The organism is Burkholderia pulmonis, from assembly GCF_984667975.1.
Window position 1 is genome coordinate 392520 of the sequence record NZ_OZ480186.1, and the last position, 14547, is coordinate 407066.

The 14547-nt window shown below is 68.1% G+C and carries 16 protein-coding genes and 1 riboswitch; of the genes, 13 read left to right on the plus strand and 3 right to left on the minus strand.

Annotation, left to right across the window (positions count from 1 at the left end):
- Window positions 1-7 precede the first annotated feature (7 nt).
- The 3 genes from AC5LXK_RS01840 to AC5LXK_RS01850 all read right to left on the minus strand — a co-directional run bounded on the left by AC5LXK_RS01840 (window position 8) and on the right by AC5LXK_RS01850 (window position 4005).
- A complete protein-coding gene (locus AC5LXK_RS01840; RefSeq protein WP_493390072.1) occupies window positions 8-1270 on the minus strand; it encodes an MFS transporter in 1263 nt (420 codons plus the stop codon).
- Between the two features lie 192 nt (window positions 1271-1462).
- Window positions 1463-2239, minus strand: a complete 777-nt coding sequence (locus tag AC5LXK_RS01845) for an SDR family NAD(P)-dependent oxidoreductase (RefSeq protein WP_493390073.1) — start codon at window positions 2237-2239, stop codon at window positions 1463-1465.
- Complete coding sequence (locus AC5LXK_RS01850) at window positions 2236-4005, minus strand: ABC transporter ATP-binding protein/permease (protein WP_493390074.1); 1770 nt, start codon at window positions 4003-4005, stop codon at window positions 2236-2238. Before AC5LXK_RS01850 ends, AC5LXK_RS01845 begins: the two co-directional genes overlap by 4 nt.
- Before the next feature lie 271 nt (window positions 4006-4276).
- A riboswitch (TPP riboswitch) is annotated at window positions 4277-4400 on the plus strand.
- 225 nt (window positions 4401-4625) lie between these two features.
- Between AC5LXK_RS01850 and AC5LXK_RS01855 the strand changes: the two genes are divergently transcribed.
- From AC5LXK_RS01855 to AC5LXK_RS01915, 13 genes are all read left to right on the plus strand, one after another.
- Window positions 4626-5762, plus strand: a complete 1137-nt coding sequence (locus tag AC5LXK_RS01855) for an FAD-dependent oxidoreductase (RefSeq protein ID WP_493390075.1) — start codon at window positions 4626-4628, stop codon at window positions 5760-5762.
- A gap of 32 nt (window positions 5763-5794) precedes the next feature.
- The gene (thiS, locus tag AC5LXK_RS01860; RefSeq protein ID WP_493390076.1) at window positions 5795-5992 is read left to right on the plus strand and encodes a sulfur carrier protein ThiS; all 198 of its coding nucleotides are present in this window, start codon (window positions 5795-5797) and stop codon (window positions 5990-5992) included.
- A 38-nt stretch (window positions 5993-6030) separates the two neighbouring features.
- Entirely contained in the window at window positions 6031-6846 is an 816-nt protein-coding gene (locus AC5LXK_RS01865) for a thiazole synthase (RefSeq protein WP_493390077.1), read from the plus strand.
- On the plus strand, window positions 6843-7967 hold the full coding sequence (gene thiE, locus AC5LXK_RS01870; protein ID WP_493390078.1) for a thiamine phosphate synthase: 1125 nt from the start codon (window positions 6843-6845) through the stop codon (window positions 7965-7967). Before AC5LXK_RS01865 ends, thiE begins: the two co-directional genes overlap by 4 nt.
- An 84-nt stretch (window positions 7968-8051) precedes the next feature.
- The gene (locus AC5LXK_RS01875; protein ID WP_493390079.1) at window positions 8052-8873 is read left to right on the plus strand and encodes an ABC transporter ATP-binding protein; all 822 of its coding nucleotides are present in this window, start codon (window positions 8052-8054) and stop codon (window positions 8871-8873) included.
- On the plus strand, window positions 8870-9637 hold the full coding sequence (gene mlaE / locus AC5LXK_RS01880; RefSeq protein ID WP_493390080.1) for a lipid asymmetry maintenance ABC transporter permease subunit MlaE: 768 nt from the start codon (window positions 8870-8872) through the stop codon (window positions 9635-9637). The genes AC5LXK_RS01875 and mlaE overlap by 4 nt, the downstream gene beginning before the upstream one ends.
- A 24-nt stretch (window positions 9638-9661) precedes the next feature.
- Window positions 9662-10213 (plus strand): outer membrane lipid asymmetry maintenance protein MlaD, encoded by a 552-nt coding sequence (gene mlaD / locus AC5LXK_RS01885; protein ID WP_493390081.1) that lies wholly within the window; start codon window positions 9662-9664, stop codon window positions 10211-10213.
- Between the two features lie 31 nt (window positions 10214-10244).
- Window positions 10245-11219, plus strand: a complete 975-nt coding sequence (locus tag AC5LXK_RS01890; RefSeq protein WP_493391172.1) for an MlaA family lipoprotein — start codon at window positions 10245-10247, stop codon at window positions 11217-11219.
- A gap of 110 nt (window positions 11220-11329) precedes the next feature.
- Window positions 11330-11959: an MlaC/ttg2D family ABC transporter substrate-binding protein gene (locus tag AC5LXK_RS01895; RefSeq protein WP_493390082.1), complete on the plus strand. Its 630-nt coding sequence runs from the start codon at window positions 11330-11332 to the stop codon at window positions 11957-11959.
- Window positions 11956-12231, plus strand: coding sequence for an STAS domain-containing protein (locus tag AC5LXK_RS01900; protein ID WP_493390083.1), 276 nt, complete (start codon window positions 11956-11958; stop codon window positions 12229-12231). Before AC5LXK_RS01895 ends, AC5LXK_RS01900 begins: the two co-directional genes overlap by 4 nt.
- Window positions 12232-12423: 192 nt before the next feature.
- The gene (locus tag AC5LXK_RS01905) at window positions 12424-13350 is read left to right on the plus strand and encodes an ABC transporter ATP-binding protein (RefSeq protein ID WP_493390084.1); all 927 of its coding nucleotides are present in this window, start codon (window positions 12424-12426) and stop codon (window positions 13348-13350) included.
- Window positions 13347-14186 carry an ABC transporter permease gene (locus AC5LXK_RS01910; protein ID WP_493390085.1) on the plus strand — a complete coding sequence of 280 codons (840 nt, stop codon included), beginning with the start codon at window positions 13347-13349 and terminating at the stop codon, window positions 14184-14186. The genes AC5LXK_RS01905 and AC5LXK_RS01910 overlap by 4 nt, the downstream gene beginning before the upstream one ends.
- 56 nt (window positions 14187-14242) lie before the next feature.
- Window positions 14243-14482, plus strand: a complete 240-nt coding sequence (locus tag AC5LXK_RS01915) for a BolA family protein (protein ID WP_006477131.1) — start codon at window positions 14243-14245, stop codon at window positions 14480-14482.
- The last annotated feature ends 65 nt before the right edge of the window (window positions 14483-14547 follow it).

Below are 14547 nucleotides of genomic sequence, written 5' to 3' on the forward strand. Positions count from 1 at the left end.
CGGTGGCTCACGACGCGACGGCCGTATCGTCGACGAGCGACTTGCCGCGCGTTTCGGGCAGCACGAGCGCGGCCACGATCACGAGCAGGTAGCCGCCGCCCGCGACGAGGCCGATCGCTTTCACGAGCGACATCGACTGCGACAGCGAGCCGACGAGGATCGGGAAGAACGAGCCGAGCCCGCGGCCGAGGTTGTAGCAGAAGCCCTGGCCCGAGCCGCGGATCGCGCCCGGGTACAGCTCCGACAGGTACGCGCCGACGCCCGCGAAGATGCCCTGCACGACGATGCCGAGCGGAAAGCCGAGCAGCAGCATCGCGGTATCGGTGATCGGCAGCATCGTGTACGCCATGCCGAGCGAGAACGAGCCGATCGCGAACAGGATGAACGAGGCGCGGCGACCGAGCCGGTCGGACAGGATCGCGCCGACCACGTAGCCGACGAACGAGCCGACGATCAGCACGACGAGGTAGCCGCTCGTGTTGAACACCGACAGGTGGCGAACGGTTTTCAGGTAGGTGGGCAGCCACGTCGTGATCGCGTAGTAGCCGCCGAGCATGCCGGTGCAGAGCGCGCTGCCGAACAGCGTCGCACGCAGGTGCGGCGGCGAGAAGATCTCGAGGAAGTGGCCCGACACGCGGCCTTCGTCGCGCGCGCGGCGCGTGGCCGTGTAGATGTCGGGATCGCTGACGTTGCGGCGGATGTACAGGATCCACAGCGCGGGCGCGATGCCGATCCAGAAGCACGCGCGCCACGCGACTTGCTCGGGCAGCAGCGCGAAGAACGCCCAGTAGAGGATCGCGGCCGCGGCCCAGCCGAACGACCAGCTGCTCTGCACGGTGCCGACGGCCTTCGCGCGGTGCTCGGGCGAGCGGATCGTCTCGGCCATCATGATCGTCACGACCGACCATTCGCCGCCGAAGCCGAAACCCTGCAGCGTGCGCGTGGCGAGCAGCTGCCAGAACGAATGCGTGAAGCCGGACAGGCACGTGAACAGCGCGAACGTCGCGATCGTCCACTGCAGCACGCGCACGCGGCCGTAGCGGTCGGCGAGGATGCCGGCGACCCAGCCGCCGATCGCCGACGAGATCAGCGAGCTCGTCGCGATCATCCCGGCCTCGCTTTTCGTCATGCCCCAGGTGGCGATCAGCGTCGGAATCAGGAACGAATAGATCATGAAGTCGAACGCATCGACCGCGTAGCCGCCGAAGCCGGCGTACAGCGTCCGGCGCTCGCGCGTCGACAGTTCGTTGAACCACTGGAATGCCTGCATGCTTGCCGCCCCCTCTCGTCCTGTCTCGTCTCGCGCTGCCGCGTGACGGTTATTTTACGGTCGCGACCCCGCGCGCCAAAAAGGCGCGTGCGGGTTCGTGCGGGAAAGCGGGAAAGCGGGAGGGCGGGAGGGCGGGAGGGCGGGAAAGCAGGAAAGCAGGAAAGCAGGAAAGCAGGAAAGCGGGGCGACGCGTCAGAGCGTCAGGCCGCCGTCGACGTGGATGACCTGGCCGGTGATCTGCCGCGCCGCGTCGGACAGCAGGAACGCGATCAGCGCGGCGACGTCGCCGGGTTCGGCGATCCGTCCGAGCGGAGTCGCCTGTTCGGCCTGGGCCCACGCGGCGGCGTTGCCGGCGCTCGGCCCGTGGTCCTTGCGCGTGAAGCCGGGCGCGACCGCGTTGACGGTGATGCCGTGTGCGGCGAATTCGGCGGCTGCGGAGCGCACGAGCGATTCGAGCGCGGCCTTCGCGGCGGCGGTCGCCGCGAACGGTGCGTCGGCGCGATAGCGGTGCGCGACGAACGAGCTGACCGCGACGATTCGCGGTGCGGCCGACGCTTCGAGCAGCGGCCGTGCGCGGCCTGCGAGCGCGGAGAACGCGCCGGGCATGGCCGAGAAGGCGGATGCGAGCGCGTCGGCGGAGAGACCGGAAAAGGATTGCCGCGCGGCGAAGCCTGCGTTTGCAACGAGCTGATCGAGCCCGCCGAAGCGCGTGGCGGCGGTATCGACGAGTGTGGCTGCCACGCCCGGTTCGCCGAGATCGCCCGTCAGCGTGATGCATTCCGCACCGGCTGCCGTGCACGCTTGCGCCACGTCGGCGAGCCGTGCCCGTGCCGCCTCGTCCGCACCGCGGGCATGCAGCGCCAGCGCGATGCCGGGCGCCGCGAGCCGCCGTGCGAGCGCCGCGCCGATCCCCGAGCCGGCGCCGGTGATCAGCGCGATGCGTTCGAGGTGCGCGGCGCGGGGGCTCACGCGGCGACCTTGTCGCCGGCGTTCACGCGCTCGACGTTGATCGTGCCGACGTGGAACGCGGCCAGCGACTCGCGGTGCGCGATGCTGACGATCGCGGCCTTCGGCAGTCGTTCGGCGAACAGGTGATAGAGGCGAGCCTCGTTGTCGGCGTCGAGCGCGCTGGTGGCTTCGTCGAGGAACAGGAAGTCGGGCTTGTGCAGCAGCACGCGCGCGCCGGCAAGACGCTGCTGCTCGCCCGGCGACAGCACGCGGGTCCAGTGCGCGGTCTCGTCGAGGCGCTCGACGTAATCCTCGAGGCGGCACGCGCGCAGCGCATCGCGGCACGCTTCGTCGCTGAACGTGTCGGGCGTCGCCGGATAGGTGAGCGCGGCCTTCAGCGTGCCGATCGGCAGGTAGCTCGTCTGCGGCACGAACATCATCCGTGCGCCGACCGGCGCATCGATTGCGCCGTCGCCGAACGGCCACAGGCCCGCGAGCGCGCGCATGAACGTGCTCTTGCCGGAACCCGACTTGCCGATCACGAGCCAGCGCGAGCCGGGCTCGATCGTGAGGCTGCCGATGTTCGCGAGCGCGTTGCCGTTCGGCAGCGCGAGCTTCAGCGACGACGTCGACAGCTTCGCGCCGTCGATGTAGTGCAGGTTGATGCCGCCGTGCTCGGTCGCGGGCGACAGGCTTTCCTTCAGGTGCGACGTGCCCATCACGCGCTTGAATTCGCGCAGACGGTTGACGGTGGCGCGCCATTCGACGAGGGTCGAGTAGCTGTTGATGAACCACGAGAACGAATCGCTGACGGTGCCGAACGCGGACGAGATCTGCATCAGCACGCCGAACGAGAACGCGCCCGCGAAATAGCGCGGCGCGGCGACGACGAGCGGGAAGATGATCGCGATCTGCCCGTAGAAACTCAGCACGAACGTGAGCCGCTTCGTGTACTTCATCACGCGCCACCAGTTGTCGCGGATGCGCATGAAGAGGGTCTGTGCGTTGCCGGTCTCGGTCTTCTCGCCGTCGTAGAACGCGATCTGCTCGGCGTTCTCGCGCACGCGGATCAGCCCGAAGCGGAAATCGGCTTCGACGCGCTGCTGCTGGTAGTTGATCGACACGAGCGGATGGCCGACCTTCTGGATGATCAGCGAGCCGACCACCGCGTACAGCGCGGCCGCCCACACCATGTAGCCGGGGATCGTGATCGGCGTCGCGCCGAGCGTGAACGTCAGCGCGCCGGCGAGCGACCACAGGATCGTGATGAACGACACGAGCGTGACGACCGTCGACAGCAGGTCGAGGGACAGCGCGAGCGTCGTGGTCGCGAACGACTGGAGGTCGTCGGTGATCCGCTGGTCGGGGTTGTCCGCGAGGCGGTCACGCTCGATCCGGTAGAACGCGCGATCGCCGAGCCACTGGCCGAGGAAGCGGTCGGTGAGCCACTGGCGCCAGCGGAAGCCGAGCATCTGCCGCAGGTAGCGGCCGTACACGGCGAGGATGATGAACGCGAAGGCGAGTGCGGAGAACTGCATCAGCAGGTTCGGGAAGTCGTGGACGTCCTTCGACTGCAACGCGTTGTAGAACTGCGCGTTCCACTTGTTGAGCCGGACGTTGATCCAGACCACGCAGAGGTTGATCGCGATGATCGTGACCAGCAGGCCCCACGCGATTTTCCATTCGGACGATACCCAGTAGGGCTTGATGAGGCTCCATGCGGATACCGGGCGCTCGTCCTGCGGCGCGTCGGAGGCGGAGCGGACGGGATCGATCGATTGGGTCATGTGCTTCCTGATGAGTAGCCGGCGCGCGGGCCGGGCGAAGCCGGGCGCGCGCCGCGATACGGCATGCCGGGGCGCGGCGCCGACGGACGGCGGGCGCACGGATGGTCGCCCGCGCGTCTTAAACGGCACTTAAGGGCCGGCGGTGACGCGGCAACCGGCCGCTGGCGGCGGCCGGCCTGCGGGCATTGTGCCAGAGCGGCACGGGCCGACGGCGAATTTGCCGCACGGGGGACAGTTTGCGGCGCTTTCCGCTTTTATGGTCTAATGGCCGACGACGAAACAGGGGTGCTTTGTGGCGCGGCCAGCGGATGTTCCGGGCAGCGCGACGAGGCTGAGAAAAACCCTTTGCACCCGATCCGGGTAATACCGGCGAGGGAAGTTTCTGATCCCGCCGGGCCGCGCTGGCCGCCATCCCACATGGTCAGCGCCCGAGTCCAGCCCGGCCGGCCTTTGCTGCCGGTTTCGTCCTTTTGGGTACGCGCTTTGCGCGTTACGGAAGGAATGATGACCGCACAATCTTCAGTCTTTTGCTTGATTCCCGGCCCGATGTCGCGTGCGTTCGCACGTGGCGGCGCGTGCGCGTCGACGTTCGTCGTGCGCGCCCGCATGGAGGGCGCGCGATGAACCTCCAGGATGCACGGCCCGATTTCGCGGTGCTCGGCGGCGGCCTCGTCGGCCGCCTGATCGCCTGGCGCCTCGCGGGTGACGGACATCGCGTCGCGCTCTACGATCGCGGCGGCCCGGACGGCGAGCAGTCGGCCGCATGGATCGCGGCCGCGATGCTCGCGCCGCTCGCGGAAGCGGCGAGCGCGGAACTGCTGATCACCGAGCTCGGCGCCGCGTCGCTCGCGCGCTGGCCGCAGTGGCTCGCGGAACTGCCCGAGCCCGTCTTCTTCCAGCATCACGGCACGCTCGTCGTCTGGCATCACGCAGACCGCGCGGAGGCGCCGCTGTTCGAGCGGCGCGTGCGTGCGAACGCGCCGGCCGACCTGTTCGACGGCGGCTTCGTGACGCTCGCCGGCGCGCAGGTCGATGCGGCCGAGCCCACGCTCGCGGGCCGTTTCGCACGCGGCCTGCTGCTGCCGCGCGAAGGCCAGCTCGACAACCGCCAGGCGCTGCGCGCGCTTGCCGCGGGCCTCGCCGAACGCGCCGTCGACCTGCACTGGCACGTCGCGATCGACGACGCGAACCTGCCTGCTGCCCATTTCACGATCGATTGCCGCGGGCTCGGCGCGAAACCCGCGCTGCCCGCGCTGCGCGGGATCCGCGGCGAAGTCGCACGGGTGCATGCGCCCGGCATCGGGCTGACCCGGCCCGTGCGGCTGTTGCATCCGCGCTACCCGCTGTACATCGCGCCGAAGCAGGACGATCTCTATGTGATCGGCGCGACCGAGGTGGAGGGCGAGGACATGTCGCCCGTCAGCGTGCGCTCCGCGCTCGAACTGCTGAGCGCGGCGTTCTCCGTGCATCCGGCGTTCGGCGAGGCGCGCATCCTCGAACTCAATGCGCAGTGCCGGCCGACGCTGCCCGATCATCGCCCGGCGGTGATCTGGGACGGCGCGTCGACGCTCGCCGTCAACGGCCTGTACCGGCACGGCTTCATGATCGCGCCGGAAGTCGCGCATGCGGCCGTCTCGTTCGCGCAAGCCGCGCTCGGCGGCGCGTTCGGCGATGCCGACGCGTTCGCCGCGTGGCGCGACGCCGCGCGCTGGCCGACGCTCCTTCATCACCGCAACGACGCGCGCCAGCCGGCCTGACGCGCGCTGCCGACCGAATCCGACCGAGTCTCATGGATATCCAGATCAACCAACAGACCCTGACGCTGCCCGACGGTGCGACGGTGGCCGACGCGCTCGCCGCGTACGGCGCCCGTCCGCCCTACGCGGTCGCGCTGAACGGCAACTTCGTCGCGCGCACGCAGCATGCGGCGCGCGCGTTGACGACGGGCGACAAGCTCGACGTCGTGCACCCCGTCGCGGGCGGCTGAACGCCGCCGGTTCGTCCCCGCTCTTCCAGGAAAACGACATGACGTCCCTCACTTCCGCCGACGCGCTGACGCTGTACGGCGAAACCTTCGCAAGCCGCGTGCTGCTCGGCACGTCGCGCTATCCGTCGCTGCAGTCGCTGTCCGATTCGATCGCCGCGTCGCGCCCCGGGATGGTGACGGTCGCGCTGCGCCGCCAGATGACGGGCGGCACCGCCGAAGCCGGCTTCTTCGACCTGCTCAAGCGGCACGCGGTGCCGCTGCTGCCGAACACGGCCGGCTGCCAGACCGTCGCCGAGGCCGTGACGACCGCGCACATGGCGCGCGAGGTATTCGGCACCGACTGGATCAAGCTCGAGCTGATCGGCGACGACTACACGCTGCAGCCGGACCCGATCGGGCTGATCGAAGCCGCCGCGCAACTGGTCAAGGACGGCTTCAAGGTGCTGCCGTACTGCACCGAGGATCTCGTGATCGGCCGGCGCCTGCTCGACGTCGGCTGCGAGGCGCTGATGCCGTGGGGCGCACCGATCGGCACGGGCAAGGGCGTCGTGAATCCTTACGGCCTGCGCGTGCTGCGCGAGCGGCTGCCGGACGTGCCGCTGATCGTCGACGCCGGGCTCGGCGTGCCGTCGCACGCGTGCCAGGTGATGGAGTGGGGCTTCGACGGCGTGCTGCTGAACACGGCCGTGTCGCAGGCCACGCACCCGGAAATCATGGCGCGGGCGTTCGCGCAGGGCGTCGAGGCCGGGCGTGCCGCGTATCTGGCCGGTCCGATGGACGCGCGCGAAACCGCGCACGCGAGCACGCCGGTCGTCGGGATGCCGTTCTGGCACCAGGACGGGGGCGGCGCATGAGCGCGCGCTTTGCCGAGGCATTCTGGCCGCCGGCCGACGAGCTGGCCGAAGCGGCCGAACGGATTCGCGCGCGGCTCGGAGACTGGCCGGACAGCGCCGCGCCGTGGCGGCTTTGCGTGGTGGCGCCCGACGTGCCGGCCGACGGCGACGTGCTGATCGTGTCGGCCGGCGACCGCACCGGGCAGGCACGCGCGTCGGCCGCCACGCGGCCAGCTTCGCCGGACGCGGTCGCGATCGAATTCGACGAGCAGGGCGCGGTGCTGCAGGCGGCGGGTGCGCGTTACGCGCTCGATGCCGCGCATCCGCTCGCGGACGACTGGATCGCGGCGCTCGCGGCATTCCTCGATTGCGGCTTCGCGCCGGTCGACGCGCTGGTGCTCGCGCTGGCGTGGCGCGACGGCGACGAGACGCGCACAGCCGATGCGTGGCCGGTCGATGCCGCGCGGTTCCCCCGTGTCGCGGGGCTGCCGCCTGCGCCGGAGCCGGCGTTCGCGCCGTGCCCCGCGCAACTCGGCCTCTATCCGGTCGTACCGGACGCCGACTGGGTCGAACGCGTGCTCGACGGCGGCGCACGGACCGTGCAATTGCGCGTGAAAGGCGCGACGCCGGACGCGCTGCGCCGCGAAATCGCGCGTGCGGTCGCAGCCGGGCGCCGTTATCCCGATGCGCGCGTGTTCATCAACGATCACTGGAAGATCGCGGTAGATGAAGGCGCGTACGGCGTTCATCTCGGCCAGGAGGACCTCGAAACGGCCGATCTGGCCGCGATCGCGCGGGCGGGCCTGCGGCTCGGACTTTCGAGCCACGGTTATTACGAGATGTTGCGGGCGCTGCACGAGCGCCCGAGCTACCTCGCGCTCGGCCCCGTCTACGCGACCGCCACCAAGGCCGTCGCCGCGCCGCCGCAGGGGCTGGCGCGGATCGCCCGCTACGCGCGCTTCGCGGGCGCGCGGGCGCCGCTCGTCGCGATCGGCGGAGTGGGGCTCGATGCGTTGCCGGCCGTACTGGAGACGGGCGTCGGCAGCGTCGCGGTGGTCAGTGCGGTCACGGGCGCCGCCGATTATCGGGCTGCGCTTATTGCGCTGCAGCAATGTTTTGCCGGACAATTTGACAATCATTGACCGCAGGGCCCGGAACGGCGTCACGACATCATTCCAAGGCAGGCCCTATAATTCGGCGTTCTGCGTAAAAGGACTGCCAGCTCCGTGAGCCCCACTCCTACCGAGACCCTGCTGGAACTTCGCGACGTCGACTTTGGCTACGGCGACCGCCTCGTCCTGTCCAACCTGAACCTGCGCTTCGGGCGTGGGCAGGTCGTTGCGGTCATGGGCGGGTCGGGTTGCGGCAAGACCACCGTGCTGCGCCTGATCGGCGGCCTTGTGCGCGCGCGCCGCGGCCAGGTGCTGTTCGATGGCGCCGATGTCGGCGCGCAAACCCGCGACGGCCTGTATGCGCTGCGCCGCAAGATGGGCATGCTGTTCCAGTTCGGCGCGCTGTTCACCGACATGTCGGTGTTCGAGAACGTTGCGTTCGCGCTGCGCGAGCATACCGACCTGCCCGAAGACCTGATCCGCGACCTCGTGCTGATGAAGCTCAACGCGGTCGGGCTGCGCGGCGCGCGCGACCTGATGCCGTCCGAGGTATCGGGCGGGATGGCGCGCCGCATCGCGCTCGCCCGCGCGATCGCGCTCGATCCGCAGCTCATCATGTACGACGAGCCGTTCGCGGGCCTCGATCCGATCTCGCTGGGCATCACCGCGAACCTGATCCGCACGCTGAACCAGGCGCTCGGCGCAACGTCGATCCTCGTCACGCACGACGTGCCGGAATCGTTCGCGATCGCCGACTACGTGTACTTTCTGGCCAACGGCGGCGTGCTCGCGCAGGGTACGCCCGACGAGCTGCGTGCGTCGACCGATCCGAGCGTGCGGCAGTTCATCGATGGCGCACCGGACGGCCCGTACAAATTTCATTACACGAGCCCGCCGCTGGCGGCGGATTTCGGGCTCGGCGGAGGGCGCGCATGATCAGCGCGATCGGACGTTACGTCATCGGCGGTCTCGAGCGCGCGGGCTACGGCACGCGGCTGTTCGTACGCCTGGTGCTGGAATTCTTCCCGCTGTTGCGCCGGCCGCGGCTGGTCACGAAGCAGATCCACTTCCTCGGCAACTATTCGTTCGTGATCATTGCCGTGTCGGGGCTGTTCGTCGGCTTCGTGCTCGGCCTGCAGGGCTATTACACGCTGAACCGCTACGGCTCCGAGCAGGCGCTCGGCCTGCTGGTCGCGCTGTCGCTGGTACGCGAGCTCGGGCCGGTCGTTACCGCGCTGCTGTTCGCGGGCCGTGCGGGCACGTCGCTCACGGCCGAGATCGGTCTGATGAAGGCCGGCGAGCAGCTCACCGCGCTCGAAATGATGGCGGTGGACCCGATCAAGACGGTGATCGCGCCGCGCCTGTGGGCGGGCATCATCGCGATGCCGCTGCTGGCCGCGATCTTCAGCGCGGTCGGCGTGCTCGGCGGTTATATCGTCGGGGTCGTGCTGATCGGCGTCGATCCGGGCGCGTTCTGGTCGCAGATGCAGGGCGGGGTCCAGGTCTGGGCCGACGTCGGCAACGGCGTGCTGAAGAGCATCGTGTTCGGGTTCGCCGTGACCTTCATTGCGCTGTATCAGGGGTATGAAGCGAAGCCCACGCCCGAGGGCGTGTCGCGCGCGACGACCAAGACGGTCGTGTTCGCGTCGCTCGCCGTACTCGGCCTCGATTTCCTGCTGACCGCGCTGATGTTCAGCTAAGCCTCAGCCAAGCCAAATTTTGGGATGACGATGAAAAAGACTGCTCTCGACTTCTGGGTCGGCCTGTTCGTGGTGGTGGGCTTCCTTGCGGTACTGTTCCTGGCACTGAAGGTCGGCAACATGAGCTCGCTGTCGTTTCAGCCGACCTACTCGGTGAAGATGAAGTTCGACAATATCGGCGGGCTGAAGCCGCGCGCGGCCGTGAAGAGTGCCGGCGTCGTGGTTGGGCGCGTGAAGTCGATCGGCTTCGACACGAACACGTACCAGGCGCTGGTGACGATCGATATCGACGGCCAGTTCCCGTTCCCGAAGGATTCGTCGGCGAAGATCCTGACGTCGGGCCTGCTCGGCGAGCAATATATCGGCCTCGATCCGGGCGGTGACACAGAAATGCTGAAGGCGGGCGATACGATCACGATGACGCAGTCGGCGATCGTGCTCGAGAACCTGATCGGCCAGTTCCTGTACAGCAAGGCCGCCGATGCGGGCGGTGCGAAGCCGGCAGCCGGCGCGCCGGCCGCACCGGCACCGGTGGCGGTACCGGCGTCGGCGGTGTCCGGCTCGGCAGCCCAATAACCACACGAGAGAAAACAAGAGGGTAATGACCATGCAGACGATCCGCATCAGGCAGGCCGCGCTGGCGGTAGCGGCAGTCGCCGCGTTGAGCGGCTGCGCGACCGTGCAGACGCCGACCAAGGGCGATCCGCTCGAAGGCTTCAACCGGACGATGTACAAGTTCAACGACACGGTCGACACGTACGCGCTGAAGCCGGTCGCGCAGGGCTACCAGTACGTGGTGCCGCAGCCGGTGCGCGACAGCGTGACGAACTTCTTCTCGAACATCGGCGACGTCTACATCGCGGCGAACAACATCGTGCAGCTGCGGATCGCGGACGGTGTCGGCGACCTGATGCGCGTGGTGATCAACACGGTATTCGGCGTCGGCGGCCTGTTCGACGTCGCGACGATCGCGAAGCTGCCGAAGCACACGGCCGACTTCGGGATCACGATGGGCCGCTACGGTGTGCCGTCGGGCCCGTACCTCGTGCTGCCGCTGCTCGGTCCGAGCACGCTGCGCGATACGGCCGGCCTGGGTGTCGATTACGTCGGCAGTCCGCTGACCTATGTGAAACCGGACGGTGTGAGCTACGGCCTGTTCGGCGTGAACCTCGTCAATACGCGTGCGAACCTGCTCGGCGCGGGCGACGTGCTGAATGCCGCGGCGCTCGACAAGTATTCGTTCGTGCGCAACGCATACCTGCAGCGCCGCCAGATGCTGATCGACAACGCGCGCGGCGAAGCCGGCTCGACGGCGAGCAACGATGCGCTGCCGAAGTACGACCTGCCGGAAGACGGCGCGGCACCGGCGGCAGCCGGCGCGGCCGGCAAGGCGGGTGCAGCGGGTACCGCGGCGGCAGGTGGAGCGACGGCGCCGGCAGGCGCGTCGGGTGCGGCAGTCGCGGCACCGGCTTCGGGCGGCAAGGCCGACGAGCCGAATCCGGCCAGTGCAACGAACGTGCCGCCGATGCAGGTGGCACCGCCGTCGCCGGGCGGGCTGCGTCTCCCGAATTTCCGGTTCTGATCCGATACATTCGTTACAGCCGGAAACGATTCAGTCGGTAGCGTGCGCGAACTTGCGCGTAAGCTACCTGCTCCAACCTTCGCATCGACTCATTCATGCAGGTCACTATGATGAAAAAACTGTTCCTGATCCCCGTTTTCGCGGCGCTGTTCTCGTTCGGCAGCGTAGCCCACGCGCAAGTCGACCAGTCGAACCCGCAGGCGCTGATCAAGACGGCGACGCAGCAGGTGCTCGACGAAGTCAAGCAGCAGACGATCAAGCAGGGTGATACCAACCGCATCATCACGGTCGTCAACAAGGACATCCTGCCGTACACCGATTTCCGCCGCACCACGCAGCTCGCGATGGGCCGCAACTGGCGCACGGCAACGGCCGAGCAGCAGCAGCAGATTCAGGAGCAGTTCAAGCTGCTGCTGATCCGCACGTACTCGGGTGCGCTGGCGCAACTGAAGCCGGACCAGCAGATCCAGTACCCGCCGTTCCGTGCCGATCCGGCCGATACCGACGTCGTGGTGAAGACGGTCGCGATGAACAACGGCCAGCCGGTCCAGATCGATTACCGCCTGTACAAGTCGGCGAGCGGCTGGAAGGTGTATGACCTGAACGTGCTCGGCGCATGGCTGATCCAGACGTACCAGCAGCAGTTCAACGAGAAGATCCAGCAAAGCGGCGTGGACGGCCTGATCCAGTTCCTGACGCAGCGCAACCAGCAACTTGCCGCCGGCAAGCAAGCGTCGTGAGCGGCTTCGAAGCCGGTTCCTCGCTGACCGTCGCGAGCGCGAAGTCCGCGCTCGCGGACGGTCTTGCGCGCATCGGCGCGGGCGCCACCGCCGTCGATTGCACGGCGCTGACGCAGTTCGACTCGTCCGCGCTCGCCGTGCTGCTCGCATGGCAACGTGCCGCCAACGCGCGCGGCACGGCCCTCGACATCCTCAATCTCCCTCCGAAGCTCGCCAGCCTCGCGCGCGCCTACGGCGTCGACGCGCTCATCGAAGGCACCGGGCGACATTGACCCTGTCCGACCGGAGCCTGCCGCGCCAGCCGGCGCGCGCAAGCTTCAGGCCGCGCGCCTCCGGCGCCGGCTCCACCAGCCGGTTTGCCCTATAATCAAGCGTTTTGCGGGGCAGCCAATCGGCGTCCGGCCCCCATTTTATTTCGCAGCAAGCACAGAATAGGCGTCGCGGCCCTTGCGTCGCGCACAGTCATGTCAGCCATAGAAATCCGTCACGTCAAGAAGCGCTACAAATCGCTTCAGGCGCTCAAAGGCGTCAGCCTGTCGGTCGAGGAAGGCGAGTTTTTCGGTCTGCTCGGCCCCAACGGCGCAGGCAAGACCACGCTCATCAGTATCCTCGCCGGGCTCGCCCGGGCCGACGAAGGCAGTATCTCGGTGCGCGGCCACGACGTCGTCAAGGACTTCCGTGGTGCACGTCGCGCGCTCGGCGTCGTCCCGCAGGAACTCGTCTTCGACCCGTTCTTCTCCGTTCGCGAGACGCTGCGGATCCAGTCCGGCTATTTCGGGCTGCGCCGCAACGACGACTGGATCGACGAAGTGATGGCCAATCTCGACCTCACTGAGAAAGCCGACGCGAACATGCGCGCGCTGTCGGGCGGGATGAAGCGTCGCGTGCTGGTCGCGCAGGCGCTCGTGCACCGGCCGCCCGTGATCGTGCTCGACGAGCCGACCGCCGGCGTCGACGTCGAATTGCGCCAGACGCTGTGGAAATTCATCTCGCGCCTGAACCGCGAGGGTCACACGATCGTGCTGACCACCCATTACCTCGAGGAAGCCGAGTCGCTGTGCGACCGCATCGCGATGCTGCGCCGTGGTGAAGTGGTCGCGCTCGACCGCACCGATGCGCTGCTGCGCCGCTTCGCAGGGCTGCAGCTTTACCTGCGGCTTGCAACGGGCGCGCTGCCGGCCGAGCTGCGCGGGCTGGAGTCCGATCCGGCCGCGCGCGCGCCGGGCGAGCACCTGCTGCGCCTTGCGAGCTACGACGATGTCGAGCGCATCCTCGCGCAATGCCGCGCGGCGGGCTGCACGTTCGACGAGATCGAGGTCCGGAAGGCCGACCTCGAGGATGTGTTCGTCCAGGTGATGAACGGGGCCGAGGTGATCGAGGGTCTGGCATGAATCAACAACCCCCACGCGAACTCCGTTCGCTGCCCCCCGAGGGGGCGCCCGGCACTCTTGGGGCGGCCCGGCGACTGCCGGGAAGCGGTTTTCAAACGCTGTTCCACAAGGAATTGCTGCGGTTCTGGAAAGTGTCGTTCCAGACGGTGCTGGCGCCGATCGTCACGGCGCTGCTGTACCTGACGATCTTCGGCCACGCGCTGTCGGGCCGCGTCGAGGTGTATCCGGGCGTCGAGTACGTGAGCTTTCTCGTGCCGGGCCTCGTGATGATGAGCGTGCTGCAGAACGCATTCGCGAACAGCTCGTCGTCGCTGATCCAGTCGAAGATCACCGGCAACCTCGTGTTCATGCTGCTGCCGCCGCTGTCGTACCGCGACATCTTCGGCGCGTACGTGCTCGCGTCCGTCGTGCGCGGGCTCGCGGTCGGCACCGGCGTGTTCGTCGTGACGATCTGGTTTATCCCGATGCATTTCGCGGCGCCGCTGTTCATCATTGCGTTCGCGCTGCTCGGCTCGGCGATCCTCGGCACGCTCGGCCTGATCGCCGGGATCTGGGCCGAGAAGTTCGACCAGCTCGCCGCGTTCCAGAACTTCCTGATCATGCCGCTGACGTTCCTGTCCGGCGTGTTCTATTCGACGCACTCGCTGCCGCCCGTGTGGCGCGAGATCTCGCGTCTCAATCCGTTTTTCTACATGATCGACGGCTTCCGTTTCGGGTTCTTCGGCGCGTCCGACATCAACCCGTTCGCGAGCCTCGCGATCGTCGCCGGTTTCTTCGTGCTGCTCGCGCTGATCGCGATGCGGCTGCTCGCGACCGGCTACAAACTGCGCCATTGATATCGACAGGCAGCGGCCGCCCCCGGGGCGGTGCGCGCCGACAGGAGCCTTACACCATGTTGCCGACTCCCGAACAGGTCAAGCAATACATCGCCGGCGGTCTCGCCTGCACTCATCTGGAAGTCGAAGGCGACGGCCAGCATTTCTTCGCGACGATCGTGTCGGCGGCCTTCGAAGGCAAGCGCCCGATCCAGCGGCACCAGCTCGTCTATGCGGCGCTCGGCGATCGCATGAAGCAGGAAATTCACGCGCTCAGCATGAAGACGCTGACGCCCGCCGAATGGCAGAACGCATAACCGGAAATCACTGAGTGCAAGTCACCGTCAACGAGCGCGACGCCGTCAAGAGCGTCGCCACGGCA

Excerpts from the sequence above, each read along its gene's own strand:
- AC5LXK_RS01840 (WP_493390072.1), bottom strand. The coding sequence starts at position 1,270 with ATGCAGGCATTCCAGTGGTTCAACGAACTGTCGACGCGCGAGCGCCGG.
- AC5LXK_RS01850 (WP_493390074.1), bottom strand. The coding sequence starts at position 4,005 with ATGACCCAATCGATCGATCCCGTCCGCTCCGCCTCCGACGCGCCGCAG.
- AC5LXK_RS01855 (WP_493390075.1), top strand. The coding sequence starts at position 4,626 with ATGAACCTCCAGGATGCACGGCCCGATTTCGCGGTGCTCGGCGGCGGC.
- thiS (WP_493390076.1), top strand. The coding sequence starts at position 5,795 with ATGGATATCCAGATCAACCAACAGACCCTGACGCTGCCCGACGGTGCG.
- AC5LXK_RS01865 (WP_493390077.1), top strand. The coding sequence starts at position 6,031 with ATGACGTCCCTCACTTCCGCCGACGCGCTGACGCTGTACGGCGAAACC.
- thiE (WP_493390078.1), top strand. The coding sequence starts at position 6,843 with ATGAGCGCGCGCTTTGCCGAGGCATTCTGGCCGCCGGCCGACGAGCTG.
- mlaE (WP_493390080.1), top strand. The coding sequence starts at position 8,870 with ATGATCAGCGCGATCGGACGTTACGTCATCGGCGGTCTCGAGCGCGCG.
- mlaD (WP_493390081.1), top strand. The coding sequence starts at position 9,662 with ATGACGATGAAAAAGACTGCTCTCGACTTCTGGGTCGGCCTGTTCGTG.
- AC5LXK_RS01890 (WP_493391172.1), top strand. The coding sequence starts at position 10,245 with ATGCAGACGATCCGCATCAGGCAGGCCGCGCTGGCGGTAGCGGCAGTC.
- AC5LXK_RS01895 (WP_493390082.1), top strand. The coding sequence starts at position 11,330 with ATGAAAAAACTGTTCCTGATCCCCGTTTTCGCGGCGCTGTTCTCGTTC.
- AC5LXK_RS01905 (WP_493390084.1), top strand. The coding sequence starts at position 12,424 with ATGTCAGCCATAGAAATCCGTCACGTCAAGAAGCGCTACAAATCGCTT.
- AC5LXK_RS01910 (WP_493390085.1), top strand. The coding sequence starts at position 13,347 with ATGAATCAACAACCCCCACGCGAACTCCGTTCGCTGCCCCCCGAGGGG.
- AC5LXK_RS01915 (WP_006477131.1), top strand. The coding sequence starts at position 14,243 with ATGTTGCCGACTCCCGAACAGGTCAAGCAATACATCGCCGGCGGTCTC.